Here is a 26,706-nt window from a genome sequence, read left to right as displayed (position 1 = left end):
ACATGTCAAAATTTCAAATCAACCCCTTACGTCAAAGACAAACAATAGGAATTCTATCCGGTTTCCTTATTGGAGGAATTCTATTTTTTTTACTTACCCTAAAATCAAATGAAAACTATGTGAGTATTGGACCTATGAATACTGGACACGAAGAATTCTCTTGCAATACGTGCCATGCAGATGCCGAAGGAACTCTTTGGCAACAAGTACAATCAAACATGCAGTATGGAATGGGACTAAGAGAAAATGCAACTGAGTTCGGTTCTATTGATGTGGAAACTAAAAAATGTTTAGCCTGTCATGATAGAGATAACGATCGACATCCAACGCATAGATTTTTAGAACCCAAATTTAGAAAAGCAGTTGAAAAAGTAAACAGTGCAGATTGTAATACGTGTCACTCTGAACATAATGGTAAAAGGGTCACTATCAAAAAAACCAATTACTGTATGAACTGTCATGAAGACCTAACTGTTACAAATGATCCTTTAGATACTTCGCATACCGCTTTAATAAAAAACAAAGCATGGGATACCTGTTTACAATGTCATGATTTTCATGGAAATCATGAATATAAAGTTCCGGAAAAAATGCAGGATACTATTTCTACAGCAAGTTTAAAGGCCTATTTCAAGGGTGGTAAAGATCCATATAGTGCTCAAAAAAAATTCACAGCTCTTTCCGAAAAGGAATGGATTGCTAAATATTTAAAATAAAAAAAGCCGAAGTAATTTCTTACTTCGGCAGTAAATATAAAACCACTTAAAATTTACTATCTATTTTTATGAATTTTCAAATTTATCTGCTGATTTAGGAGCCTCTTTATTCATCATATTCTGGATCACGTTGTGCATCCAAATCAAACAAATTGTTCCGAGGAAAAACATCAACAACCAACTACTAGACCACAGTCCAGTACCTTTCAGTAGATACCCAAATAAGATAGGACAAATAAAACCACCTAATCCTCCTAGAACACCTACCATTCCTCCAACAACACCAACTTCGTTCGGAAAGTAATCTGGAATATGCTTATATACTGCTGCTTTTCCAATCCCCCAGATAGAACCAATAATAATACTTAGAATAGCAAATATCCAAATGTTAGCTTGAAAATATATGTGGGTACTACCTTTAATTATCAATTGCTTTTTATCAACTTTATCTCCTACTTTCACCAATGCTTCTTGCCAAGTTTCTTTGATCGGCAGGATATGAATCTCATTATCAACCTGATCAAAACCATCAGTTTTTTCAGCAATTTTATAGACCTGATCTTCAACCTTCACATACGCACTAGTTACTTCTGTAACCACCCCTGCTTGCTTAGAAACCACTCCCTTTCCATCAGCATAAATATCCATTTTTGGAATGACTAACATAATACTTACCACCACAGTAGATCCTAACACCCAATACATTACTTTTCTTGCACCCCATTTATCAGACATCCATCCTCCAGCAGCTCTAATCAACCCCGAAGGCAATGAAAAACAAGAAGCTAAAATACCAGCAGTAACTAAATCAAGATGATAAACATTTGTATAATAAGGCACTAACCACCCGGCAAAAGCAACAAAACAACCAAAAACTAAGAAATAATACAAACCAAATCTCCAAACTCTGATATTTTTCAATGGTTGCAATTGACCTTTCAACGTTTTTTTAGCCGCGGTTGATTTTTTATTTTCTGTTAAAAAGAAAAATAATAAGGCAGTTATCACTAATACGGCAGCATATATCTTAGGAAATGTTCTCCATCCCTCTAAATTCGTTTTCCCATCAGTTAAATAAAATAATAATTTTGGCCCGACTAGCGTCGTAATGGCAGCACCAGCATTACCAGCACCAAAAACCCCTAATGCCGTGCCTTGCATATCTTTAGGATACCAAACCGATGAAAAGGCTATTCCCACAGCAAAACTAGTACCTGCTAATCCAAAACCCAAACTACATAAAGCATAGGCAAAAAAGGAATCTACGAATGATAACATAAACATTGGAATAGCACATAAAATAAGGAGCACGGTAAAAACCGGTTTCCCACCAAACTTATCCGTTAAAATTCCTGCCGGCAATCGCATTACAGCCCCAGTTAAAACCGGAATCCCAATCAACCAACCTATTTCAATGGAAGTCCAATCGAATATTTGGTTGTCTACTAAAAATGTTACCAGTACAGCATTTAACATCCATACGGCAAAACATATGGTAAACGCAAAAGTGTTCATAAAAAGCACTTTGTTTGATTTCTTTAAATTGAATGCCTGTTCCATTATAGTTTTTTTTATTTAGAAAGACGCAAACATACGTATTAATAGATGAATCTAAGTATTAATACGTATTTATTTATGAGTTTTATCATATTAGTTTCTGTTAAAATATATATTTAAACCTTACAATACCCAATTACAAACAACATCTAACTCATAAAAATACCTCTTTTAGAGAAAAAAGAACACAAGCAAAAAGCCTAGTTATCAAGTAAAAAACGAAAATAATTTCTCATTTTTAGATCCAAAAACCAACAACCGTTACTGGTATTATCAATCAAAACCTGCGTTAACTACTTAAATTTATACGTATTATATTTTAAAATACTCAGAACTTGACTTATATTTGTATCAGAAATAAAATTGTATGACCGTGGAAAAATCTATCAAAATCCTATTAGCAGATGATCATTTATTAGTAAGAAATGGTATTAAATCTTTGCTAGAAGAAGAAGATTCTCTGACAGTTATTGGTGAAGCAGCCAATGGCCAAGAAGCTTTAGATCTTGCAAAAGAATTACAGCCAGACCTTTTAATAATCGATGTTCGAATGCCGATTATGGATGGTATTGAAGCCGTAGGTCACCTGCATAAATATGCACCAGACACAAAAGCTATTGTTCTGTCAATGCATGATTCTGAAGAATATATCTTAAAATCAATCAAGGCAGGAGCAAGCGGTTATTTGTTAAAAGATACTGGCAAACCTGAATTTATAAAGGCAATCAATACCATTTCTAAAGGAGGTAAATATTTTAGCGGAGACATCTCTAATGTGATTGTTTCTAACTTTCTACAAAATGCAACAAGCACTCCTAAAAAACCTGCTGCACCCTCTAGCAGTCACGGATTAACAAAAAAAGAAGTTGAGATTTTACAACTCATTCTTTCAGGAAGAACCAACACAGAAATATCTGATAGCTTAGGTAAAAGTAAGCGTACTATTGAGACACACCGATTCAATTTAATGAAAAAATTGAATGTAAAAAACTTAATTGAACTCTCTTCTAAGGCCAAAGAATTAGGCTTTTCTTAATAAACCTGCCAATTATCATAAAATTAGCAAGGATTTTATCAGATATTCCTATTTAGATAAAAATTACGTATTCAGCTACGTATTTCTACGTAATTTTGTAACTTTGCATAAGTAAGTATTTCAAAGCTTTTAAGACTTTAAACAATACTGATGCAAATTCTACTTTGGTAGAATGTTATAAACTGAGAAAAAACATATATATATGTCAATATCAAAATCCTATAAAACTACCTGTTCATATTGCGGTGTAGGCTGTGGTATAATTGTAGATAAAAACCATGATGGAACCTTAAAAGTTAAAGGAGATCCTGATCATCCTACAAACAAAGGAATGCTTTGTTCAAAAGGTATGAATTTACATTATGTTGCACAGGACATGTCTGACAGAATCAAATATCCTGAAATGAGATGGAGCAAGGACCATCCAATGAAAAAGGTTAGTTGGGATACAGGGCTTGATAGAGCTGCCTCTGTTTTCAAAAGCATCATAAAAAAACACGGACCTGATAGCGTTGGTTTTTATGTATCAGGCCAATGTTTAACTGAAGAATACTACCTTGTAAATAAACTTACCAAAGGATTTATTGGAACAAACAATATAGACACAAACTCACGTTTATGCATGAGTTCTGCTGTTGTTGGATATAAAAAGACAATCGGAGACGATAATGTACCTATTGCCTATGATGATATTGAGATTGCTGATACTTTTTTAATTACCGGGGCTAACCCAGCTTGGTGTCATCCTATTCTTTTTAGAAGACTTGAAAAGCATAAAGAAGAAAACCCAAACACGAAAATAATAGTTGTAGATCCAAGAAAAACACAAACTTGTGCCATTGCAGATTTACATTTACAAATTTTACCAGGTACTGATGTTGTTTTAAATAACGCCATCGCCAAAAGATTAATTGATAAAAAAAGAGTAGACTCTAAATTTATAAAAGAACATACAAACAATTATGAAGCTCTGAAAAAAGCAGTTTCAGAAACATCATTGGCAGATGCTGCCAAAATTTGTGGTATCTCTTTGTCTGATCTAAAATTAGCGGCTCAATATATTGGAAACGCTAAAGGATTCATTTCTATGTGGACCATGGGATTAAACCAGAGCGTTATTGGTGTTGATAAAAATGTATCGCTTTTAAACATCTCTCTTTTAACCGGGCATATCGGAAAACCAGGTTCTGGACCTTTCTCTTTAACTGGACAACCGAATGCAATGGGAGGTCGAGAAGTTGGAGGAATGGCAAACCTTTTGGCTGCTCATAAAAACTTAGCAAGTGCTAAGGACAGACAAGATGTAGCTGAATTTTGGGGTTCAAAACCTATATCAGAAAAACCAGGTCTTACAGCAACCGAAATGTTCGATGCTCTTGATAGCGGAAAGCTAAAGGCTATTTGGATCATCTGTACAAATCCAGTAGTTAGTTTGCCTGATTCAAACAAAATTGAACGCGCTTTGAAAAAAGCCAAATTTGTGGTAGTTCAAGATATATCCCACAACTCTGAAACCGCAGAATTTGCAGATCTTCTTCTACCAGCTGCTGGTTGGTTAGAAAAAGAAGGAACCATGACCAACTCAGAAAGACGTGTAAGCTATTTACCCAAAGGAATAGATGCACCAGGAGAAGCACTTCCCGATGCAGAAATACTTTGGAGATTCGCTCAAAAAATGGACTTCCCTGGTTTTAACTACAAAACAGTAAGTGAAGTTTATGATGAACATTGTCTTTTAACAAAAGGAACAAATATTGATGTATCTGGACTTTCTCATGCCAGGCTTATTGAAGAAGGAACCATGCAATGGCCTGTTCCCCATAGCACACATAAAGGAACTGCTAGATTGTATACAGACCATAAATTTGACACACCAACAGAAAGAGCTGCATTTAACATCCCTACAAATACGGAAAACAAATCAGAACAAACCAGTACTAATTACCCACTTATCCTAAACACTGGAAGAATTAGAGATCAGTGGCACACAAGAACCAAAACAGGTAAAGTACAACGTTTGTTGACACATATAGAAAAGCCTTATCTTGAGATGAATGGTGTGGATGCCCACAACAGAAACCTTAAGGAAGGAGATATTGTAGTTGTTAAAAATACCAGAGGTGAGGTTAGAGTTACCGTTCAAATCAACTATGATATAAGAACTGGTGTTGTGTTTATGCCAATGCATTTCGGTAAACTATTAAACAGTGACCACGGTAGAGCAAACAACCTAACCAATAATTTAATTGATCCTATATCGAAGGAACCTGACTTTAAATATTGTGCGGTTCAGGTATCTAAATACAAAAAAGAAAAACAGAAAATATGCGTTATTGGTGGTGGTGCGGCCGCGTATAGATTCGTTCAAACTTATAGAGAAAATAATGAAACTGATGATCTAGAAGTTTTCTCTATGGAACCAACTCCTTTTTACAACAGGGTACTTTTACCAGAGTATGTGAGTGAGGAAATGACCTGGGAAGAGCTTCAAAAAATCAAAAAAGGAGAACTTGACAAGTTAAAAGTAAAATTACACGCAAGCACTTCAATTACTGCTATTGACAGAGAAAACAAAACCATTACTGATAGCAATGATAAGACCCACAACTATGACGTACTGATCATGGCTACTGGAAGTAGGGCCTTTGTACCTAAAGATGCACAATTGGATTTACCTGGTAGATTCACCATGCGTAACAAAGCAGATGCTGATGGTCTTAAAAACTACTTAGATCAAACAGGATTGCCTTTCAACCAACAACATGTTGTTATTGTTGGAGGTGGTTTATTAGGTCTTGAATTAGCTGCAGCCTTGAATAAAAGAGGTGTTAACATCACTATCGTTCAAAGAGCCTCAAGATTAATGGAACGTCAATTAGATAGAGTTGCCAGTAGACTACTAGCGCAAGACGTACAAGAAAGAGGTATTCAAACTTATTTTGATAACGAAGTAAACACGGTGTTTGAAGATGATGAAATCAACTCTTTATCAATCAATTTAAAAACAGGAAAAACGATTACTGCTAATGCTATAGTATATGCAATTGGCACAATTCCAAATATTGAATTAGCAAGATCATGTAAACTTACCTCTCAGAGAGGTGTTGTGGTAAATCAATATTTACAAACTAGCGACCCTAATATTTTTGCAATGGGAGAAATCGCACAATTCAACAACAATCTATTTGGAATTACGTCTGCCGCTGAGCAACAAGCCGACATCGCAGCCAAATTTATTTTAGGAGACCTAAATAGTACTTACAAAGGTTCCGTTTTAATGAATATTTTAAAATTTGAAGACCTTGATCTTTGTAGTATTGGAAATATTGAATATCCTGAAAACGACCCTAGCTATCAAGAAATATTATTGATGGATGTGAGTAAAAGTTTCTACAAAAGATGTATCGTTAAAGACGATAAATTGGTTGGAGCCGTAATGATGGGTGACAAAAGTGAATTTGCAGAATTCAAAAGTTTAATTGAAGATCGTACAGAATTATCTGACAAAAGAGAAGAGCTTTTAAGAGGACAAAGTAACTCGGTCCCTGTAATCGGAAAACTTATTTGTTCTTGTAGTCAAGTTGGTGAAGGAAACTTAGAAGAAGCTATTAAAGGTGGTTGCACTGAATTTACAGCTCTTTGCAAATCTACTGGAGCAGGACTAGGTTGTGGAAGCTGTAAACCTGAAGTTAGAGATATTTTAAAAGAAGTAACACAAACACAATTGGCATAAGCCACTTAAAAGATAAAATCATGACAAACGAATTACAACGTATTTTCATTAAAGGTGGTGTTTTATCACCTGGTGAACTGAAAAGAGTAATTGAACTTGCAGAAGCATTAGGTTTAGACGACATATCTTTTGGTTCACGTCAAGACATTAACTTTCCTGTAACGGAAACAAACAAGTCTATTTTAGATCAGTTTCCTGACCTGACTATGGCTTCTGTTACCGATGCACAAAATCAAAACATAGTTTGTTCTTATGTTTCTTCAGATATTTTTAAAAATACACCTTGGTTAAACGGGGTAAAGTATCTTTACATATTAGAGAATTTTCGATACAATCCAAAACTAAAAATCAATATTACAGACCCTAAACAACAGCTTGTTCCTTTGTTTAGCGGTGAATTGAATTTTATTGCTTCTGAACATGAGGACTATTGGTACCTAAACTTAAAATTACCGCACTGGGAAGAAGCTGTATTTTACCCAGTTCTCATTTTCACTTTTGACATACATAAAATCTCCAAAGAGATTGAGGAAATACACACAGATGCCGATGATGTTGAAGAATTATTTGATCTTGTAAATGCAAATCTCGAGACTAACAATAGAACCATAGAAAAGGATTTAGAAATTCCTTACGAACCATTTCCTTATTATGAAGGAATGAACAAAATGGGGATCAACAGATATTGGTTGGGTCTATATTGGAGAAATAATAAATATGATTTAAAATTCCTTAAGGACTTCTCTGATTTCTGTTTAGATCATAAAGTTGGAAAAATATGTATTACTTCATGGAAATCTTTTATTGTAAAGGGTATTTACAAAGAAGACAAACTTACACTTGAAAAATTTCTTGGAAAAAGAGGTATCAACGTTAGACACTCATCTTTGGAAATGAATTGGCATATCCCAGTTGCAGATGAAACTGCCCTTGATTTAAAAAAATTCATTGTAAAGAGTTTTGATCAAAATGACATTAGCACCTACGGGATGACCTTTGGTATAAGTAATTTTGGTGAGAACAAAGCCTACTTTACAACGGCAATGGTAGAAAAAAACAAAACACCATCTATTGTAAAAAATTTCCAAGTTCGCCCAACGTTCAACGTCTTGTACTCAAAAAACTTTAATCCAAATACCCAAGACTACATTGTCTATGCTCAAGATGTAGATAAAATAGAACTTCCAGGGTTATTAATGGAGTTGAGTAAAATGTATTTTGACCAATTAGGAGACACTCCTCAAGAAAAAGAAGACAAAAAGGCAAAGAAAATTGTATCTCAAAAAACAGCAGTACACCAATGCCCAGATTGCATGACTATATACGATAGCAAACTTGGAGACACTAGTGTGAACATAACTCCTAACACAGCTTTCGAAGACCTACCAGACAGCTATGTTTGTAGCGTTTGCGAGACGGCTAAGGAAAAATTTGAAGTAGCCTACATCTAATAAATTTTATATATTCTCCTTGGTGATTATCTCTAAAGGAGAATATATTTTTTTTACAGGAATTTTATGCTGTAACAAAAAATCAGACATCACTGCTATAGCGTCATATCCCTGATTGAAAGACTTCTGAGAAATCAAGAACGAAACCTTGTCCTCATTTAATGCCGCTAGATTTTGTTCAGTAGTATCATGCCCAATTACAGAAAGTTGATTCAACTTTTCATTTGAAAAACAAGCTACCAAAGAAGCAATCTGACTAGAAGGCATATACACCCCTCTTATTTTGGAGTTCATTCTAAAATATGCACCTAACTCACTTGTCAAAAATTCTTTATCCTCTAAAGAATTAAAAGTCAAACTATGAATCGTAGCCGTAGAGTTAATCTCTTTAAAATAACCTGAAAACCCTGAAATCCTTTCCGATATCGCCGTATAATTATTGATGTTTTTTCTAACTTTTACTATTAAAAACTCATCTTCTTCTCGAGAACATAAATCCATTAATTTGGCCGCTAGCTTACCACTTTTGATTGAATTTTGCCCAATGAAACTCAAATTATTATGTCCCTCAATATCTATGTTTAAGAAAATATAAGGTATATCCTCCTTGTCCATTTTCGCAACTATTCTTTCCGTTTCGTTTTTAAAAATAGGCGCCACTATAACAGCATCTGGCTTACTTTCAATTAACGCATCAAATTGAGCTAAATAGGAAGCTTCGTCGAATTGATCGAACTGAAAATTTGATGTCTGAATACCATAAAAACCTACCTCTTCTTTTCCCTTCAAGACCCCCAAATAAGGTGATTTCCAAAAAGCATTTTGTGCATCAAATTTTGGCAGTAAAGTAGCTAATTGAAATTTTTTTCTGTTAGCTAATTTACTTGCAACATCATTTAATTTAAACTGATGCTCCTTCAGTAAGCTTTTAATACGCTCTGCTGTTTTTTTTGACACACCTGGCCTATTATGAATAACCCTATCTACCGTTCCGGGTGAAACTTGGGCTAAAGCTGCTATTTCCTTAATTGTTATCATAGAACCATAAAAGTATTTAACGCAAATCTATTCATTTTTATCGACAATGCTATTTTACACAGCAAAGCCAATACCTTAGCACAACCATAATTTTACTTAAAGGTTTAAGTAAAATCAGATACAGCTAAAACATCAATAAAAAAGCGGGTTTAGGCTCATCAATATTTCTTACAGGAACATCACCAAACCTATCAATTCCAGCGTCTTTATTGAATAAAACTTCAGTTTGCTCTAATTTTGACTCACTAACTTTTAAAAATAACAGCATTGTATTATATAGGATTTGACATAGGAAGTTCTTCTGTAAAAGTTGCGATTGTAAACGCTAATACCGGAGAAAATCTAGCAGCAGTTCACGAACCAAAAAGCGAAATGGAAATTAATGCTATTCATGCAGATTGGGCAGAACAAAACCCAGATACTTGGTGGAAGTATGCATGCATCGCTTCAAAAAGAGCAATTAAGGAATCTAAAATTGATGCTAGCAAAATCACTGGAATCGGTATTTCTTACCAAATGCATGGTTTGGTTGTTGTTGATAAAAACGGAGCTCCATTAAGAGACTCAATTATTTGGTGTGATAGTCGTGCCATAGAAATTGGGAATAAAGCTTTTGAAACAATTGGTGAAGATGTTTGTGCTACAAAACTATTGAACTCGCCAGGAAATTTCACCGCATCCAAATTAAAGTGGGTTCTTGACAACGAGAAAGAAACCTATGACAAGATCTACAAGTACATGTTACCTGGAGATTATATCGCCTACAAATTAACAGGAGTTTTTAATACTACAAAAAATGGTTTATCCGAAGGGATACTATGGGATTATGAAGCAGATTCGGTAGCTAATTTTCTTCTAGAAAACTATGGTATTGATCCATCATTAACGCCTGATATTGTTGAAAATTTTAGCAATCAAGGAGCTGTTAACCAAAAAGGAGCTGAGGAATCAGGTATACCTGTTGGCGCTACCGTAAATTATCGAGCAGGAGACCAACCTAACAATGCACTTTCATTAAATGTATTTAACCATGGAGAGGTTGCTGCAACAGGAGGTACTTCCGGAGTTATTTATGCGGTGACAAATTCTAAAAATTCGAAAGAATCTTCTAGAATAAACAATTTCGCACATGTAAATTACTCTAAAGACAATCAAATCTTAGGGAAACTAATGTGTATCAATGGTTCTGGAATACAATACCGCTGGATGAAAGATAACCTTGCGGCAGAAACGTATGAAGAAATGAACAATAAGGCAGGTGAAGTACCTGTTGGTTCTGAGGGACTTGTTGTAATACCTTTCGGAAATGGAGCTGAAAGAATTTTAAATAATAAAAATGTAGGTTCTCAATACTGCAACTTAAATTTCAATAAACATTCAGATGGTCATATGTATCGTGCAGCACTAGAAGGTATTGCATTCTCTTTTGTTTATGGTATGGATATATTGAAAAATGACAACGCAGTAATCAATGTTATTAGAGCTGGAAATGACAACCTTTTCCGTTCTGAAATATTCTCGAACACGGTAGCTACTCTAATAGGCCATGAAATTGAAATCTATAATACAACAGGATCTGTTGGAGCAGCAAGAGCGGCAGGATTGACAGATGGAGATTTCAAAAAATTTGGGGATAACATTACACAAAATGACCATGTTATGACATACATGCCATTAAAAAACAAAACTCCATATGTAGAAGCCTACAATGCTTGGAAAGGAGAATTAGAAAATTTACTTAAAAACAAATAACAAAATAAATTATATCATATGTCTAAGTTAACAATCGGAAGTAAAGAGTACTTCAAAGGAATTGGAGAAATTAAATTTGAAGGGAAAGATTCAAAAAACCCTTTAGCCTACAAATACTACAATCCAGACCAAATTATTGCTGGTAAAACAATGAGAGAACACTTTAAGTTTTCTATCGCTTACTGGCATACTTTCTGTGGGCAAGGTTCTGATCCATTTGGACCTGGTACGCAAAGCTTTGAATGGGATCAAAATGCAGACCCTGTACAAGCAGCAAAAGACAAAGCAGATGCAGCTTTTGAGTTTATTACAAAGATGGGATTTGACTACTACTGTTTCCATGATTTTGATTTAATTCAAGAAGGGGCAACTTTTGAAGAGTCTGAAGCACGTTTAAAAGAAATTGTTGCTTACTTAAAAGAAAAACAAGCAGCTTCTGGTGTTAAATTATTATGGGGAACTGCAAACTGTTTCTCTAACCCAAGATACATGAATGGTGCTTCTACAAATCCAAATTTTGATGTTGTAGCACGAGCAGGTGGTCAAATAAAATTAGCTTTAGACGCTACCATGGAATTAGGTGGTGAAAACTACGTATTCTGGGGTGGACGTGAAGGATATATGTCTTTATTAAATACGGACATGGGACGTGAATTAAACCATATGGGACAATTTTTAGGTTTAGCCAAAGATTATGCTAGAGGAAAAGGATTTAAAGGAAATTTCTTTATCGAACCTAAACCTATGGAACCTACAAAACACCAATATGATTTTGATGCTGCAACCGTAGTTGGATTCTTAAACAAGCACAACTTACAAGATGACTTTAAAATCAACTTAGAAGTAAATCACGCGACTTTAGCGAGCCATACAATGCAACACGAAATGGATGTAGCTGCTCAAGCAGGTATGTTAGGTAGTATTGATGCGAACAGAGGTGATTACCAAAATGGTTGGGATACAGATCAATTCCCAAACAACATTCAAGAAACTGCTGAGGCAATGTTGGTATTCTTACAAGCTGGTGGATTACAAGGAGGAGGAGTTAATTTTGATGCCAAAATCAGAAGAAACTCAACAGACTTAGAGGATGTTTTCTTAGCACACATTGGTGGAGCAGACACTTTTGCTAGAGGATTAATTATTGCTGACAAAATCATGAGAGAATCGAAATACAATGATTTAAGAGAAAATCGTTACAGTTCATTCGACTCAGGAAAAGGAAAAGAATTCGAAGAAGGGAAATTATCTTTCGAAGATCTTTATTCAATAGCAAAAGAAAATGGTGAATTACCAAGCATCAGTGGTAAACAAGAACTATTTGAAAATATTGTAAACGAAAACATTTAACAACTATACAACAGGGTGTTCGAATTATCAAACACCCTGTTTTTTTATACTTTACTTATAACTTAAACTTCAAAACACATGGATAAAGCAAATTCTAGCTATCTTTTAAAACTAACATTAGTAGCCACTTTGGGTGGTCTTTTATTTGGTTATGACACGGGTGTAATCTCTGGAACGGTAGGTTCATTAGATCACTTTTTCGTAATCCCAAAAGGATTAAGTGAAACAGCCGCAAGTGCCTTTAAGGGATTTTTAGTTTCTAGTGCCTTAATTGGTTGCGTAATCGGTGGTGTTTTTGGTGGTGTTATCAGTAAAAAACTAGGAAGAAAAAAGGGATTGATCCTTGCTGCAGTTTTGTTTTTAATTTCTGCTTTAGGTTCTGCAATGCCAGAAATGTTAATCTCTCCTATTGGAGAAGGAGATCATACTTTGTCTACTGTTTTTATCATTTATAGAATTATTGGAGGAATTGGAGTAGGACTTGCCTCTATGCTTTCACCATTGTACATTGCAGAAATTGCACCTGCCGACAGTAGAGGTAAATTGGTTTCTTTTAACCAGCTTGCTATCGTTGGAGGTTTTATGGTAGTATACTTTGTAAACTATTTCATTTCTAGAGCAGGTGGTTCAGATGAGTGGTTGAATGCGATTGGTTGGAGATGGATGTTTGCTTCAGAGGTAATTCCAGCAGGTTTGTTTCTTGGATTTTTATTCTTAGTTCCGGATACCCCAAGATCTTTAATGCTACGCAACAAACCTGAAGAAGCTTTGGATGTACTAATTAAAGTTAATGGAGAAAAAGAAGGGAACTCAATTCTTGAAGAAATAAAAATCTCAATGAACGAAAAGACAAGCGGACATATATTGTCTTTCGGTTGGTTGGTTATTATTATTGGAGTTTTGATATCTGTTTTTCAACAATTTGTTGGAATCAATGTGGTTCTTTATTATGCACCAGAAATTTTTAAAACAATCTCATCAGGAACTGATAGTGCTTTGTTAATGACAATAATCGTAGGAATTGTTAATTTCTTATTTACAATTATTGCTGTAAAAACGGTTGATAAATACGGTAGAAAGCCACTTATGATTATTGGAGCTGTAGGTATGGCAGTCGCAATGCTTTCTTTAGGATTTGTTTTCTTCGCTGAAGCATCTGGATACATTGCTCTTTTCTGCATGATGTTATATGTTGCAAGTTTTGCAGTAAGTTGGGGACCTGTTGCTTGGGTATTATTGGCAGAAATCTTCCCAAATAAAATTAGAGGTAGAGCCTTAGCTGTTGCCGTGGCGGCTCAATGGATTTCTAATTATTTAGTATCCTTAACCTTCCCTATGATGAATGATAATTCTTACCTAACAGAAAAATTCAATCATGGATTTGCCTACTGGATTTATGGAATTATGAGTGTTTTAGCAGCACTATTCATTTTAAAATATGTACCAGAAACCAAAGGTAAAACTTTGGAAGAAATGGAAAGTCTTTGGGACAAAAAACAATAAATTAAATCATCGGTTTGAAAACAAACCAAAAACAATTAAATAGAATTACAATGAAATTTTTTATCGATACAGCAAATCTTGAACAAATTAAAGAAGCACAAGATTTAGGAGTTTTAGACGGAGTAACTACAAATCCATCATTGATGGCTAAGGAAGGAGTTACGGGTCAAGAAAACCAATTACAACACTATTTAGACATATGTGAAGCCGTAGACGGAGATGTTTCTGCTGAAGTTATTTCAACAGACTTTGAAGGTATGGTTAAAGAAGGAGAAGCACTTGCTGCTTTACACCCTCAGATTGTAGTTAAATTACCAATGATCAAAGACGGTGTAAAAGCTTGTAAATATTTTTCTTCAAAAGGAATAAGAACTAACGTTACTTTAGTTTTCTCTGCCGGACAAGCATTATTAGCTGCAAAAGCTGGAGCAACTTATGTATCTCCGTTTATCGGGAGATTAGATGATATCTCTACAGACGGAATGGGATTGATTGAAGAAATCAGACACATCTATGACAACTATGGTTTCCAAACAGAAATTTTAGCGGCTTCTGTAAGACACACAATGCACGTTATGAATTGTGCAAAATTAGGAGCTGATGTTATGACGGGGCCTTTATCTGCAATTGAAGGATTATTAAAACACCCTTTAACAGATAGTGGGTTGGCAAAATTCTTAGAAGATTACGCCAAAGGAAACTAATATGGAAATTCAAGAATTAAACGATATTGTTTCTCAAACTCGTAGAGATATTTTGAGAATGGTTCATAAAGTAAATTCTGGACACCCAGGAGGATCTTTAGGATGTACAGAGTTTTTAGTTGCTTTGTACAACGAAATTATGGAACTAAAGGAAGGTGAATTCGACATGGATGGAATCAACGAAGATGTTTTTTTCTTATCTAATGGTCACATATCTCCTGTATTTTATAGTGTTCTCGCTCACAGAGGCTATTTTCCAGTTTCAGAATTGGCTACATTTAGACTATTAAACTCACGTCTTCAAGGGCATCCTACAACTCATGAAGGATTGCCTGGAGTGAGAATTGCATCTGGTTCATTAGGTCAAGGATTGTCAAACGCTCTTGGAGCTGCTCAAGCTAAAAAGTTAAACAATGACCCGCATTTAGTATATACCTTACATGGTGATGGAGAACTACAAGAAGGGCAAAACTGGGAAGCTATTATGTATGCAGCTGCTAAAAACGTTGATAATTTAATTGCAACTATCGATTTTAACGGTCAACAAATTGATGGATCTACCGATCATGTTTTAAACATGGGAGATTTAGGTGCAAAATTCACAGCATTTGGTTGGGATGTTTTACACGTAGAAAAAGGAAATGACGTCGCTGTAATTATAGAAGGTCTTAAAGACGCCAAGTCTAGAACAGGTAAAGGAAAACCAGTATGTATATTGCTGCATACCATTATGGGTAACGGAGTTGATTTTATGATGCATACGCATGCTTGGCATGGGAAAGCCCCAAATGATGAACAATTAGCTAATGGACTTTCTCAAAACCCTGAAACTTTAGGAGATTATTAATATTCGATTATGAAAAAATACACATATACAGAATCAAAAGACACTCGTTCTGGATTTGGAGCAGGATTAGCAGAATTAGGAAGAACGAATCCAAACGTGGTAGCCTTATGTGCTGATTTGATCGGTTCACTAAAAATGAATCAATTCATTGAAGAAAACCCTAACAGATTTTTCCAAACAGGAATTGCTGAAGCAAATATGATTGGTATTGCTGCAGGACTTACCATTGGAGGAAAAATTCCATTTACAGGTACTTTTGCAAACTTCTCTACTGGTAGAGTTTATGATCAAATTCGTCAATCTGTTGCTTACTCAGATAAAAATGTCAAAATATGTGCATCACATGCAGGATTGACATTGGGTGAAGATGGTGCAACACACCAAATTTTAGAAGATATCGGTTTGATGAAAATGTTGCCAGGTATGACCGTTATCAATACCTGTGACTACAACCAAACGGAAGCAGCTACTATTGCAATTGCTGAACATGAAGGACCTGTTTATTTACGTTTTGGTCGTCCAGTTGTACCTATTTACATGCCTAAGTATACTGAAACCTCTCATGAAAATAAATTTGTGATTGGTAAGGCTATCAAGTTAACAGAAGGTGCAGATGTAACTATTGTTGCAACAGGTCATTTGGTTTGGGAGGCTTTACAAGCTTCTGAAAAACTGGAAGAATTAGGTATTTCTGCTGAAGTTTTAAACATGCACACCATTAAACCTTTAGATGCTAATGCAGTATTGGAATCTGTAGCAAAAACAGGTTGTATTGTTACCGCTGAAGAACACAATTACATTGGTGGTTTAGGAGAAAGCATATCTGGTATTTTAGCTAAAAACAATCCAATTCCACAAGAATTTGTTGCTGTTAAGGATAGCTTTGGTGAATCTGGTACACCTGCACAATTAATGGAAAAATATGGCTTAAATGACAAAGCTATCGTAGAGGCTGTTCAAAAAGTTATAAAAAGAAAATAACATAGCCTTTATTTTTATATAAAAGCATTAATCCTATGTAAATCACATAAGGTTAATGCTTTTTTATGCTTAAACCTTTAATAATTGCCACAGGCAATTATTTTAATCAATTCGCATGGTTGACTCCCTTTCCATAATATTCGTTTTTATGGTTTTAATTCTCGGATGTTTCACCTCATCATCATCTTTTTCTTTAGTCAATCTATCAATTAAAAAACGCATCGCTTGTTCCCCCATATATACACCATGCTGACTAACTGTGGTAACCCTAGGTGTAGCATGTTGTGCTAACTCCCCATTCGTGAACCCTACAATAGAAATATCTTTCGGAACTCCATAACCACTTTTCTTTAATATTTCCAAAGTGTCAATGGTAGCAGATTCCTCTAAGCACAATATGGCATCTACTTTTCTACTTCCAAGCACAATTTTTAAAAGCGTTTCTAAATCGTCATTTTTTCCAATTCTTAAAATCAAGTTCTCATCGACCAAAATATTTGCTTCTTTGAGAGCATCTTTATAGCCCTGAATTCTGAGTTTCCCAACACTGGTATGACTAATTATAGAGACAATAACTATATGTCTTCTTCCATTTTCAATAAAAAAAGAAGTAGCTTCATGGGCCGCTTTTAAATCATCCACAATTACTTTATCACATAAAATTTCATCTGTCACCCTATCCATCATAACCATGTCTACCCCATATTTTTTTGCTCCTTTAAAATGATCATATTGTTGTAATTTTTGAGTCTCTTCTGCGAGAGAAACAATAAAACCATCTACGGTACCTTTTAAAAAATAATTTGTGGCTTCAACCTCTTTAGCATAACTGTCATGTGAAATAGAAATAATTACATTATAACCATACTCATTTGCCACCCGTTCAACCCCACTAAACACTTTTGCAAAATATCTATTTAAAATATTAGGAAGAATCAGTCCAATAGTTTTAGTCTTTGACTTTTTTAATCCTAAAGCATAAATATTGGGCATATAGCCTTTTTCATTAGCGTATTCTTGAATTTTCATACGCATTGCAATACTAATGTCATGACTGTCTTTTAAGGCCTTTGACACCGTTGCAATGGAGACTTTGAATTCTTTGGCAATTTCTTTAAGAGTTATTCTCTTATTCATGAATATGCTTTTTGGGATAATTTAATTCTGTGGCTAAGTTAGTTTTTTATTACGATTTATGTTTTCTAAAAAACCTAATCCTTATGAGTAATTCTAATTTTCATTCTATTATTTGACTTAAAAATTCGCTATCTTTAATAGAAAAGGGCTTTTAAGTGATAAGTGTTATGCTACTTAAGAGCAAACAAAATTGCTAAATAATACACTATGCTAACAAAAGTTTTTGGCTCTGCCGTTTTCGGTATTGAAGCAACCACAATCACTGTAGAAGTAAATATTGACAAAGGAATTGGATACCATTTAGTAGGGCTCCCTGACAACGCGGTTAGAGAAAGTAGTTATCGGATATCTGCTGCTTTAAACAACATAGGCTACAAGTTGCCTGGCAAAAAAATAACCATTAATATGGCTCCAGCCGATTTGAGAAAAGAAGGTTCTTCATATGACTTAACGTTAGCTATTGGGATTTTAGCTGCCTCTAATCAAATTAGCTCAAATTTTTTAGAAGAATTTATCATCATGGGAGAACTTTCTCTTGATGGAAGCTTGCAACCGATTAAAGGGGCTTTGCCGATTGCGATTCAAGCACAAAAAGAAGGTTTCAAAGGCTTTATATTACCAAAACAAAATGCCAAAGAAGCAGCAATTGTTTCTGGACTTAAAGTTTATGGTATCGAAAATATAACAGAATTAATTTCATTTATTGATGGTAAGACAAACCTTAAAGAGACTAGCATAAATTTAGAAGAAGAAATAAACAAAACCTTAGACAATCCTGAGTTTGATTTTTCCGACGTAAAAGGACAAGAATCTATCAAAAGATGTATGGAAATAGCTGCTGCAGGAGGACATAATATTATTTTAATTGGTCCACCTGGATCAGGAAAGACAATGCTAGCAAAACGATTACCTAGCATACTACCACCTATGACTATGGAAGAGGCCCTTGAAACCACAAAAATTCATTCTGTCACAGGAAAAACAAAAGACAACTTTGGTTTGATGAACGAAAGGCCATTCCGTTCTCCTCATCACACCATTTCAGACGTCGCCTTAGTCGGTGGAGGTCAATATCCTCAACCTGGGGAAATTTCCCTATCCCATAATGGCGTTCTATTTTTAGATGAACTACCAGAGTTTAAAAGAACTGTTCTTGAAGTAATGAGACAGCCCTTAGAAGACCGAGAAGTTACCATTTCAAGAGCAAGATTTACCGTAACTTACCCAAGTAGCTTTATGTTAGTTGCGAGTATGAATCCGAGTCCAAGTGGATTTTTTAATGATCCAGATAGTCCAATGAGTTCCTCTCCTCATGAGATGCAACGGTACCTTGGAAAAATATCTGGTCCTCTTTTAGACAGAATTGACATTCATGTAGAGGTTACACCTGTACCCTTTGAAAAACTAACAGAACTTAGAACTGGAGAACCTAGCATTACTATTAGAGAGAGAGTGATACGGGCAAGAATTACACAAACTAAAAGATTTGTAGAGTTAAAGAATACCCATTACAATGCACAAATGTCTGTGAAGCAAATTCGAACATATTGTGCTCTTGATAACAAATCAAAAGAGCTTTTAAAAAACGCAATGGAAAAATTAAATTTATCAGCAAGAGCCTATGATAGAATCTTAAAAGTAAGTAGAACTATTGCAGATTTAGAAGGAGCAACCAATATCCAATCTCACCATATATCTGAAGCGATTCAATACCGAAGTTTAGATAGAGAAGGCTGGTTAAGTTAGGCCCTACTCTTTTTTAAATATACATTATAAATTAGTCCGACCATAATCATTACAACCCCTAACAGAGTCCATAAATTATAAATTTCACCAAACCAGAAAGCACCAATGGCGATCATAAACACAACTTCCAAATATTTTAATGGAGCAATCACACTGGTCTCATCAGACTGAAATGCTTTTGTTAAATACAACTGTCCAACATAACCAAACACACCTAAACTCAAAAGCATTACCCATTCCTGATAGGATGGACTTTTCCAGATATTTATAGACATAAGTCCCCCAAACGTAAAAGCCATTACCATAAAATAATTGATAATTACTAAAGGGTGTTCGGTATTTCCCATTTTTCTAATTAAAACAAAAATCAACCCAAGAGAAATAGCCGACATTAAAATAAACATTAGACCAATGGTATTAACATTGCCTCCAAAACCTTTGATCACCAAAACTCCAGAAAATGCAACCAAAAACAAAAACCATTGGATCGGTTTTATTTTCTCCTTTAAAAACAAAAAAGCAAAAATTGCTGCAAATATAGGCGACGTGTATCTTAAAGATACAGCAGTACCTAACGCTAAATAATTTAATGACTGAAAAAAACATGTCAGGGAAATCACACCTGCCAAACCTCTTGAGAGTAATAAAATTTTATGATTCCCTAAAATAGACACTTTTGATTTTAACAAAAGAGGAATTGTAAAAAAAAGAGTTCCAATAGATCTGAAAAAAAGTAATTGGTATGCACTAAAATCATTTAAATACTTTACTACTGTATTCATTAATGAAAATGCAATTACACTAAATATCATATATAGAATCGACTTTGTACTCTTCATCAAGGAAACTTTTGAAATTTAATTCTATCAAAAGTCAAAAATAGTACTAAAAACCGACGTATCTATCCTGAAAGTTAGATTATTAAAAAATCATCACATATAATTTATATTAACTTTTTTCAATTGCCTCTATAACTCCTAATGCAGCCTTTTCACCAGAGATAATAGCAGCATTTAATGAACCGTTTAACAATGTATCTCCCGCTAAAAACACATCTTTTGTCAGCCTAGTGTTTTCCGGCTTAATCGTGTATTTTATCCTCTTTAAATCGGGTAATGCATGCTCAATAAAATAATGTTTTAAAAATTTTAAAGAAGAAATATTACAATATTCATCAAGTTCCTTTTTTACTTTTTCGATTAATTCTGAAACTGATAAATTATGTTTTTTAACAATGGTAACAGATAATAATTCTTTTCCTCCAATGGCAGTTTGCAACTGACTCGTTGGATAAAATACATTATTCACCAAACAAGATTCTTCGGCCACCAAACCTATCAATGGTTTTTTAATGCTTCTCTTATCTGCTTCAAAATATAACGTATCGCAAGATTTCCATTTTTTGGGCTGTTTGTTCAGGCTTTGCATTATTCTACCCGGATCTGCTGCAATTATTGTATAATCCGTTTCAATTATCCCTCCATTTGAAAGTGTTATTTTACCTGAATCAATAGATGTAACCATTGTTTTGAATAAAAATTCTGTATGCTTCAACCTAGAGAACAACTGTTTAGGAATCGCTTCTATTCCCGACTTAGGCAACGCAGCATTTCCTTCCGCAAACATTTTATAGACAAACTCAAACATTCTACTAGAAGTATGTAATTCCGCTTCTAAAAAAATTCCACGAAAGAATGGTTTAAAAAAATCAAAAATAATTTGATCAGAAAACCCAAAATCCTTTAAATATTGTAAAGTTGTTTTTTCCTCTTTTAAAAAAATATCATTGATAGATATCCTTTTCAAAATATTATTTAATTTTAATATTTTCAATTTATCAGAAACAGAGCCAATCCCTGAAAAAAGAGTTGGTAGTAACAAGCTAAAATTCCTAAATGGATCTCCAATAATTTTTTTTGACTTGCCCTTAAAAATTGCGGAACCGGGAATAAAATGTTGTAAATCTAAATCATCATAATCCAAATATTTTTTTGCTGCGGGATAGGCTGTTAACAATACCTGAAATCCGCGATCTAATTGATAACCTTTGACTTTATCTGTTTTAATTCTTCCACCAGGACGATCACTAGACTCAATTAAAACAGGATGATATCCATGATTTTCTAAAACTAAGGCAGCAATAAGTCCACTTATTCCACCTCCAATAATGTGAATTTTCTTTTTCATAAGCATCAATAAGTTACAAAATTTCTCAACACACTAAAAAGATTACCCATAATATTCTAATTTCAGCGACAAAATTTTTAAGTTCATCATTTTAGAAATAAATTTTCTATTCGCTTTATAATTATTATTTTTTAAAAACTTTACAAAATTTCCATCGGCATGAATACTAAAATTACTTGTACTGTAAACAACTAATTTATAATAAGGAACTACCCAACTAAATCGCTCCAGTTTTCTTGAATAATGCACAATAATTCCATTAGGACGTAATTCTATATTTCCATAATCTATTTCAGAGAATTGAAGTTTTCCTAAATCTAAATTTGAACTTAAAGAAGCTATCATAAATCTTGAAGAACCAATCCCTCCCATTTTTACTCTCTGTAAAAAGGAGAAAGGTTTGCCTACCAAACGCACGCTTTCCTCGTCAAATTCGTCATTTCTATAAGTTGTGTCAAAAACCATCTCTCTTTATTCTTTTAAGGTTCCTAAATATTCTCCTGCAATTTTTAAATGCTCATTTCTTTTCTCCTCAGGCATTTTATCAAACATCGCCACTAGCATCCGTAACCTTGGATTTTTAACAAAAAATTCTCGATGCGTATCCATAAACCTCCAAAAAAGTCCATCCCATATTTTTTGCCATGGTCCTTTTTTATAATTGCTCATTTTCATCAAATAGTTACTTCCACTTATATATGGCTTTGTAGACATTAAACCTCCATCAGCAAACTGACTCATCCCATATATATTTGGCACCATAACCCAATCATAGCTATCAATAAATAATTCCATAAACCATTTATAAACTTCATCAGGATCAAATTCACACAAGAGCATAAAATTCCCCAAAACCATGAGCCGCTCAATATGATGACAATAGCCTGTTTTTAAAAGTTTTTTAATCGTTTGATCTACAGGTGGAATCCCGGTATTTCCACTATAAAACGAATCGGGAATCTTTTTATTAAAATTCCAAAAATTTCTCGTTCGTTCTTCAGTTCCTTTGGCAATATAAATTCCTCTAATGAACTCCCTCCATCCTATAATTTGTCTTACAAACCCCTCTATAGAATTAATTGGTATATCATTTTTTATCCCAAAAGAAACGCTTTGTTCAATAATTTTTTTGGGGCTCAACAAGCCTGTATTTAACATAGGGCTTAATACACTGTGATTTAAAATGGAATTATCTGAAACAATAGCATCTTCATAGGGGCCAAACTCTAAAAATCTGTTTTCCAAAAATTGCTGAAACCAGATCTCAGATTCCTTATAACTTGTAGGATAAGCTACATACTCTGTTAATTCGCCTAAGTTTGAAGAAAAATTATCTTCCACATAGTTAGTTGCCTCCTTATGAAAACGATTACTATCTGGATACATGACTATTGGAGGTGTTTTTTTTGCAGGGTATTTCTTTCTATTATCACTATCAAAAGTCCATTTACCACCCATTGGCTTTCCAATGGAATCCAATAAAATATTCATTTTCTTTCTTTGCTGTGTGTAAAAAGTAGTTTGGTGGAATTTTTTCTTATCTTTTTTAAAGAATAACTTCAATTCTTCATCTGTATTTATAAACAAAGGAGAATCATATACTTTACGTTCAATTTTATAATACTCACATTGATTAATCAATCTTTTTTGAAGCCAATCATCTGTAGGATCTATGTAGTTAATTAAAGAAATCCCTTCTTGCTTTATAGCCTCAATCAAATTTCGAACATCTGCATTTCTATCACTAGATTCTATATAGGTAACCTTACAGTTTTTTGATTTCAAAAACACCTCATATTGTTTCATTGAAGCTCTGTGAAATGCAATTTTTTGTTTGTGAAATGAGTACTGATTAAAAAACAAAAACTCTTCTACAAGGTAGAATTGAGCTTGATTATTTATCAAAACAGAATCTTCAAATAATTGATGCGGAAATACTAAATTTATTTCTTTCATTTCTTTTTATTTCGTTTACAACGCTCACTGCAATAAAGAACATCATCCCAGTGTTTTGACCATTTTTTTCTCCATGAGAAAGGACGATTACAAACCTTACATATCTTTGATGGCAAATGATGTTTTTTCATATTCTTTTATTCACATGAACCTCCAAAATCTTAACTCTCTCAGATTGAACCATTGGATGTTTTTTATGGTTCCATATTTTTTCTCTAGCAGCATTTGAACTTACTTTTAAGTCAACTATTGGCATCGGATAATCTGCTCCAATACGAACCTCACAAAACATTTGTTCCATCATGCTCATATTCCATGGTTCATGAATATAGGCCTCTGGGATATTTTTTAATTCTGGCACCCACTTTTTTATAAAAACACCTTTAGGATCTAGCTCTTTGGAGTTTTTTACCGGATTATACAGCCTAACCGTGTTAACACCTGTGGTTCCCGCTTGCATCTGAAATTGAGGGTAATGAATACCAGGCTCGTAATCTAAAAACAATCTCGCCAAATAATAAACACCTAACCTCCAATCTTGGTCTAAATTCATAGTCAAAAAAGAAACCACCATAGCTCGCATCCTAAAATTTATCCAACCCGTTTTTTTTAATGCTCGCATACAAGCATCTACTAATGGATATCCTGTCGTTCCATCTTCCCATGATTTTACATAAAAATCATTTTTTTTATGTTCTAATAATTCATAGCCAATATTTATGCAATGTGTTTCATAAGAACAAGCAACTTCAAATTTTTGCATAAAATGACAATGCCAATACAACCTGGTTAACATACCTGAGAAAGCCCTATCATTTGCGGTTCCATTTGGATGTGTCCCTACAAATTGAAAAACTTGTTTTACACTTATATTACCCCATGCTAAATAGGGAGATAGTCTGCTGCAAGAGACTCTACTTTCTGTTGGTTTAGATATATTTTTATGATAATCAAACCCTCGTTTGGCAACAAAAGAATAAAGATACTTCCATGCAAAATCTTCTCCAGCTGATTGCAAATCCTTTGAATAATTTTTCAATTCAGAAAGTAACTTTGGTGATAAAGGAAAAGGATGCTCAAGCTTTTTCAATACCGAAGTTGAATATTTATTCACCTTTATGGGAGCGTGCATGTTCGCATGCCATTTCTCTGTCCATTGATTTCTGTTTTTTATTCCCCTAATAATTCCATCTCGCTGAAACTCCTTCCATAAAATATGTTGAATATCACAAAAAACTTTCACATTCTTATCTCTATCCCAAGTAAACTGAGTACCACTTTCTTGGTAACTAAAAATTTGATGTATAGCATACTTAGAATTTAAAAATTCAAATACTTGCAACGCCTCTGCTTCAAACACCTCAACTCTCCTTCCATACTCTTTAAACTTATCATTTAAGGTTAAAATAGAATGATACTGAAATTGTAGATGTCTAAGACTTGTATCTTGCTGTCTCATACAACTCGGTTCAAAAACAAAAATTACCAAATAAGGGATCTTTTGTTCTTCCGCCGCATACAACGCATCTTGATCTTGATGTCTAAGATCCCGCTTTAACCATACTATATTTATCTTTTGCTTTTTCAATAGCTTAATTCCTTTTTACATTTTTTCCAAAAAGCAAAAAATGATGGATAATAGCCTTTCACAGAAAACATCCAATCTCTTTCTTCTTTGATTCCTTTATAATGTTTATTTAGAGGATGTTCTTTAAATCTTATTTTTTCCAAATTATATTCTGTTACAAGAGCATCAAACTCTCCTACATAAATTTGTATTCCAGAAATATTCTGAACTAAAGACAACACAAAATCTAAAGTTTTCTGAGATATTGGGTATTTTTTAAACACTGATGGTTCTAAGAGTAAAATCCTATTTAAGGTCAATTCTTTTTTCCAAAGAGGATCTAAATTGTAAAAATTATAGATCAGAGTTGGCAACTTAGGATTTAAAACAATTTTTTTATTTTCTGGTAAGGGAGTCCTTAACCTTAAAATAGTACTTGTAAGTAACACTTCAGGTATTGATAAGTTGTCAAAATCTTCATAGGATACATCTAAAAAACTTTGTTTTTGATCATCAAAGCAAAAAGTATTAATATTCTCCTGATTCGCAAAATATTTCTTTTTACTATTCGAACCTGCCACCCATTGCCAACTTAAAGCATTACTTGCCCAATCCGCGTCTAATAAATGATAATACATCCATTGTGCCGGTTTTTTCCAATAATTTTTTCCAACATTACAAGCAATCGATGCAATATACATACGTACATGATTATGCAAATATCCCGTTTTATATAAATCTGAAATAGCCTTATCAATCACATTTATACCCGTTTTAGCCGTATGTAGTGCCGATGAAATACCATATGAAACTACATCTGTTTGTGGAGTCTTCATATCATAGTTGATACCATCTTCTTTATCTTTCCAAACCTGTTGCCAATAATCTCTCCACGCCAATTCTTGGATAAATTTCATAACCCTTTCAACCGGAAGTTCACGCTTCAACAACTCTTGATAAACAAATTTCGTTGAAATTACTCCTCGTGAAATATACGGTGAAATATAACTAACTGCTCCGTTTACATAGTTTCGCGTTTCACCATAGGAAATAGGATCGATCGCTGCTACTCTATCTAAAATAGACTTAAAATCGGTAGGGAAAATTATTTTTTTTACGCCACTTTTTTTCATGATCGCTTGGATATTTTATTACTCGAAATAAAATGTTGTCTTGAACATTTAAATCGCTTCATTTCTGAAGACCTTTTCTTTAAATGTTTACTACTAACACCACTATGCACTCTCTTTCTCCATCTTTTAAAACTGCTTTCTTTTAAATAAGAACGCATTATTTTAACAACCTCTTTTTCTTGAAGTTTGAACTGAAAATAAATAGCTTCAAAAGGAGTTCTATCCTCCCATGCCATTTCTATAATTCTATCAAATTCTCTGTCGCTCAATTTATGTACATCATGTAAATTCATATCTCTCTTGAATTATAAT

23 protein-coding genes are annotated in these 26,706 nt (G+C 34.0%); 11 read left to right on the top strand and 12 right to left on the bottom strand.

Annotation, left to right across the window (positions count from 1 at the left end; genetic code table 11):
* Positions 1–2 precede the first annotated feature (2 nt).
* Positions 3–716: a multiheme c-type cytochrome gene (locus tag AC2DGP_RS12330; protein WP_484490364.1), complete on the top strand. Its 714-nt coding sequence runs from the start codon at positions 3–5 to the stop codon at positions 714–716.
* A gap of 66 nt (positions 717–782) precedes the next feature.
* Here the strand turns inward: AC2DGP_RS12330 and AC2DGP_RS12325 are convergent, their stop codons facing one another.
* The gene (locus AC2DGP_RS12325) at positions 783–2,276 is read right to left on the bottom strand and encodes an MFS transporter (protein ID WP_484490363.1); all 1,494 of its coding nucleotides are present in this window, start codon (positions 2,274–2,276) and stop codon (positions 783–785) included.
* 370 nt (positions 2,277–2,646) lie between these two features.
* On the opposite strand from AC2DGP_RS12325, the gene AC2DGP_RS12320 reads away from it, so the two are divergent.
* The 3 genes from AC2DGP_RS12320 (at position 2,647) to AC2DGP_RS12310 (ending at position 8,493) form a co-directional block, all read left to right on the top strand.
* Positions 2,647–3,309: a response regulator gene (locus tag AC2DGP_RS12320; protein WP_484490362.1), complete on the top strand. Its 663-nt coding sequence runs from the start codon at positions 2,647–2,649 to the stop codon at positions 3,307–3,309.
* A 202-nt stretch (positions 3,310–3,511) separates the two neighbouring features.
* Complete coding sequence (locus tag AC2DGP_RS12315) at positions 3,512–7,042, top strand: molybdopterin-dependent oxidoreductase (RefSeq protein ID WP_484490361.1); 3,531 nt, start codon at positions 3,512–3,514, stop codon at positions 7,040–7,042.
* A 20-nt stretch (positions 7,043–7,062) separates the two neighbouring features.
* A complete protein-coding gene (locus tag AC2DGP_RS12310) occupies positions 7,063–8,493 on the top strand; it encodes a rubredoxin (RefSeq protein WP_484490360.1) in 1,431 nt (476 codons plus the stop codon).
* A gap of 6 nt (positions 8,494–8,499) precedes the next feature.
* Here the strand turns inward: AC2DGP_RS12310 and AC2DGP_RS12305 are convergent, their stop codons facing one another.
* Together AC2DGP_RS12305 and AC2DGP_RS12300 are read right to left on the bottom strand one after the other, a co-directional pair.
* Positions 8,500–9,531 carry a substrate-binding domain-containing protein gene (locus AC2DGP_RS12305; protein WP_484490359.1) on the bottom strand — a complete coding sequence of 344 codons (1,032 nt, stop codon included), beginning with the start codon at positions 9,529–9,531 and terminating at the stop codon, positions 8,500–8,502.
* 124 nt (positions 9,532–9,655) lie between these two features.
* Positions 9,656–9,799 carry a hypothetical protein gene (locus AC2DGP_RS12300; protein WP_484490358.1) on the bottom strand — a complete coding sequence of 48 codons (144 nt, stop codon included), beginning with the start codon at positions 9,797–9,799 and terminating at the stop codon, positions 9,656–9,658.
* Here AC2DGP_RS12300 and AC2DGP_RS12295 point away from each other — a divergent pair.
* The 6 genes from AC2DGP_RS12295 (at position 9,799) to AC2DGP_RS12270 (ending at position 16,668) form a co-directional block, all read left to right on the top strand.
* Positions 9,799–11,283: a xylulokinase gene (locus tag AC2DGP_RS12295; RefSeq protein ID WP_484490357.1), complete on the top strand. Its 1,485-nt coding sequence runs from the start codon at positions 9,799–9,801 to the stop codon at positions 11,281–11,283. The two genes, AC2DGP_RS12300 and AC2DGP_RS12295, sit on opposite strands and share 1 nt — an antisense overlap.
* Before the next feature lie 18 nt (positions 11,284–11,301).
* The gene (xylA, locus tag AC2DGP_RS12290) at positions 11,302–12,633 is read left to right on the top strand and encodes a xylose isomerase (protein WP_484490356.1); all 1,332 of its coding nucleotides are present in this window, start codon (positions 11,302–11,304) and stop codon (positions 12,631–12,633) included.
* A 78-nt stretch (positions 12,634–12,711) separates the two neighbouring features.
* Complete coding sequence (gene xylE / locus AC2DGP_RS12285; protein ID WP_484490355.1) at positions 12,712–14,136, top strand: D-xylose transporter XylE; 1,425 nt, start codon at positions 12,712–12,714, stop codon at positions 14,134–14,136.
* A gap of 50 nt (positions 14,137–14,186) precedes the next feature.
* Positions 14,187–14,840 (top strand): fructose-6-phosphate aldolase, encoded by a 654-nt coding sequence (fsa, locus tag AC2DGP_RS12280; RefSeq protein ID WP_484490354.1) that lies wholly within the window; start codon positions 14,187–14,189, stop codon positions 14,838–14,840.
* A 1-nt stretch (position 14,841) separates the two neighbouring features.
* Positions 14,842–15,687 carry a transketolase gene (locus tag AC2DGP_RS12275; RefSeq protein ID WP_484490353.1) on the top strand — a complete coding sequence of 282 codons (846 nt, stop codon included), beginning with the start codon at positions 14,842–14,844 and terminating at the stop codon, positions 15,685–15,687.
* A 9-nt stretch (positions 15,688–15,696) separates the two neighbouring features.
* Positions 15,697–16,668 carry a transketolase family protein gene (locus tag AC2DGP_RS12270; protein WP_484490352.1) on the top strand — a complete coding sequence of 324 codons (972 nt, stop codon included), beginning with the start codon at positions 15,697–15,699 and terminating at the stop codon, positions 16,666–16,668.
* A gap of 102 nt (positions 16,669–16,770) precedes the next feature.
* Here AC2DGP_RS12270 and AC2DGP_RS12265 read toward each other — a convergent pair whose 3' ends face one another.
* The gene (locus AC2DGP_RS12265; RefSeq protein ID WP_484490351.1) at positions 16,771–17,805 is read right to left on the bottom strand and encodes a LacI family DNA-binding transcriptional regulator; all 1,035 of its coding nucleotides are present in this window, start codon (positions 17,803–17,805) and stop codon (positions 16,771–16,773) included.
* A 207-nt stretch (positions 17,806–18,012) separates the two neighbouring features.
* Between AC2DGP_RS12265 and AC2DGP_RS12260 the strand changes: the two genes are divergently transcribed.
* Entirely contained in the window at positions 18,013–19,551 is a 1,539-nt protein-coding gene (locus AC2DGP_RS12260; protein WP_484490350.1) for a YifB family Mg chelatase-like AAA ATPase, read from the top strand.
* On the opposite strand, the gene AC2DGP_RS12255 is transcribed toward AC2DGP_RS12260, so the two are convergent.
* The 8 genes from AC2DGP_RS12255 to AC2DGP_RS12220 all read right to left on the bottom strand — a co-directional run bounded on the left by AC2DGP_RS12255 (position 19,548) and on the right by AC2DGP_RS12220 (position 26,687).
* On the bottom strand, positions 19,548–20,390 hold the full coding sequence (locus AC2DGP_RS12255) for a DMT family transporter (protein WP_484490349.1): 843 nt from the start codon (positions 20,388–20,390) through the stop codon (positions 19,548–19,550). The two genes, AC2DGP_RS12260 and AC2DGP_RS12255, sit on opposite strands and share 4 nt — an antisense overlap.
* Before the next feature lie 109 nt (positions 20,391–20,499).
* On the bottom strand, positions 20,500–21,738 hold the full coding sequence (locus AC2DGP_RS12250) for an FAD-dependent oxidoreductase (RefSeq protein ID WP_484490348.1): 1,239 nt from the start codon (positions 21,736–21,738) through the stop codon (positions 20,500–20,502).
* Positions 21,739–21,780: 42 nt separating this feature from the next.
* Positions 21,781–22,203, bottom strand: a complete 423-nt coding sequence (locus tag AC2DGP_RS12245; RefSeq protein ID WP_484490347.1) for a hypothetical protein — start codon at positions 22,201–22,203, stop codon at positions 21,781–21,783.
* Between the two features lie 6 nt (positions 22,204–22,209).
* Positions 22,210–23,694: a cryptochrome/photolyase family protein gene (locus AC2DGP_RS12240; protein ID WP_484490346.1), complete on the bottom strand. Its 1,485-nt coding sequence runs from the start codon at positions 23,692–23,694 to the stop codon at positions 22,210–22,212.
* Positions 23,691–23,825, bottom strand: a complete 135-nt coding sequence (locus AC2DGP_RS12235) for a DUF2256 domain-containing protein (RefSeq protein ID WP_484490345.1) — start codon at positions 23,823–23,825, stop codon at positions 23,691–23,693. Before AC2DGP_RS12235 ends, AC2DGP_RS12240 begins: the two co-directional genes overlap by 4 nt.
* A complete protein-coding gene (locus AC2DGP_RS12230) occupies positions 23,822–25,282 on the bottom strand; it encodes a cryptochrome/deoxyribodipyrimidine photo-lyase family protein (protein ID WP_484490344.1) in 1,461 nt (486 codons plus the stop codon). The genes AC2DGP_RS12235 and AC2DGP_RS12230 overlap by 4 nt, the downstream gene beginning before the upstream one ends.
* Positions 25,279–26,394: an FAD-binding domain-containing protein gene (locus tag AC2DGP_RS12225; RefSeq protein ID WP_484490343.1), complete on the bottom strand. Its 1,116-nt coding sequence runs from the start codon at positions 26,392–26,394 to the stop codon at positions 25,279–25,281. The genes AC2DGP_RS12230 and AC2DGP_RS12225 overlap by 4 nt, the downstream gene beginning before the upstream one ends.
* Positions 26,391–26,687, bottom strand: coding sequence for a TIGR03643 family protein (locus AC2DGP_RS12220; protein ID WP_484490342.1), 297 nt, complete (start codon positions 26,685–26,687; stop codon positions 26,391–26,393). The genes AC2DGP_RS12225 and AC2DGP_RS12220 overlap by 4 nt, the downstream gene beginning before the upstream one ends.
* Between the last annotated feature and the right edge of the window lie 19 nt (positions 26,688–26,706).

The organism is Flavicella sp. IMCC45537 (assembly GCF_057197705.1).
This window is presented reverse-complemented; position numbering and strand designations above follow the sequence as displayed.

Excerpts from the sequence above, each read along its gene's own strand:
- AC2DGP_RS12330 (WP_484490364.1), top strand. The coding sequence starts at position 3 with ATGTCAAAATTTCAAATCAACCCCTTACGTCAAAGACAAACAATAGGA.
- AC2DGP_RS12325 (WP_484490363.1), bottom strand. The coding sequence starts at position 2,276 with ATGGAACAGGCATTCAATTTAAAGAAATCAAACAAAGTGCTTTTTATG.
- AC2DGP_RS12315 (WP_484490361.1), top strand. The coding sequence starts at position 3,512 with ATGTCAATATCAAAATCCTATAAAACTACCTGTTCATATTGCGGTGTA.
- AC2DGP_RS12310 (WP_484490360.1), top strand. The coding sequence starts at position 7,063 with ATGACAAACGAATTACAACGTATTTTCATTAAAGGTGGTGTTTTATCA.
- AC2DGP_RS12305 (WP_484490359.1), bottom strand. The coding sequence starts at position 9,531 with ATGATAACAATTAAGGAAATAGCAGCTTTAGCCCAAGTTTCACCCGGA.
- AC2DGP_RS12300 (WP_484490358.1), bottom strand. The coding sequence starts at position 9,799 with ATGCTGTTATTTTTAAAAGTTAGTGAGTCAAAATTAGAGCAAACTGAA.
- xylA (WP_484490356.1), top strand. The coding sequence starts at position 11,302 with ATGTCTAAGTTAACAATCGGAAGTAAAGAGTACTTCAAAGGAATTGGA.
- xylE (WP_484490355.1), top strand. The coding sequence starts at position 12,712 with ATGGATAAAGCAAATTCTAGCTATCTTTTAAAACTAACATTAGTAGCC.
- fsa (WP_484490354.1), top strand. The coding sequence starts at position 14,187 with ATGAAATTTTTTATCGATACAGCAAATCTTGAACAAATTAAAGAAGCA.
- AC2DGP_RS12275 (WP_484490353.1), top strand. The coding sequence starts at position 14,842 with ATGGAAATTCAAGAATTAAACGATATTGTTTCTCAAACTCGTAGAGAT.
- AC2DGP_RS12270 (WP_484490352.1), top strand. The coding sequence starts at position 15,697 with ATGAAAAAATACACATATACAGAATCAAAAGACACTCGTTCTGGATTT.
- AC2DGP_RS12265 (WP_484490351.1), bottom strand. The coding sequence starts at position 17,805 with ATGAATAAGAGAATAACTCTTAAAGAAATTGCCAAAGAATTCAAAGTC.
- AC2DGP_RS12260 (WP_484490350.1), top strand. The coding sequence starts at position 18,013 with ATGCTAACAAAAGTTTTTGGCTCTGCCGTTTTCGGTATTGAAGCAACC.
- AC2DGP_RS12255 (WP_484490349.1), bottom strand. The coding sequence starts at position 20,390 with ATGAAGAGTACAAAGTCGATTCTATATATGATATTTAGTGTAATTGCA.
- AC2DGP_RS12250 (WP_484490348.1), bottom strand. The coding sequence starts at position 21,738 with ATGAAAAAGAAAATTCACATTATTGGAGGTGGAATAAGTGGACTTATT.
- AC2DGP_RS12245 (WP_484490347.1), bottom strand. The coding sequence starts at position 22,203 with ATGGTTTTTGACACAACTTATAGAAATGACGAATTTGACGAGGAAAGC.
- AC2DGP_RS12240 (WP_484490346.1), bottom strand. The coding sequence starts at position 23,694 with ATGAAAGAAATAAATTTAGTATTTCCGCATCAATTATTTGAAGATTCT.
- AC2DGP_RS12235 (WP_484490345.1), bottom strand. The coding sequence starts at position 23,825 with ATGAAAAAACATCATTTGCCATCAAAGATATGTAAGGTTTGTAATCGT.
- AC2DGP_RS12225 (WP_484490343.1), bottom strand. The coding sequence starts at position 26,394 with ATGAAAAAAAGTGGCGTAAAAAAAATAATTTTCCCTACCGATTTTAAG.
- AC2DGP_RS12220 (WP_484490342.1), bottom strand. The coding sequence starts at position 26,687 with ATGAATTTACATGATGTACATAAATTGAGCGACAGAGAATTTGATAGA.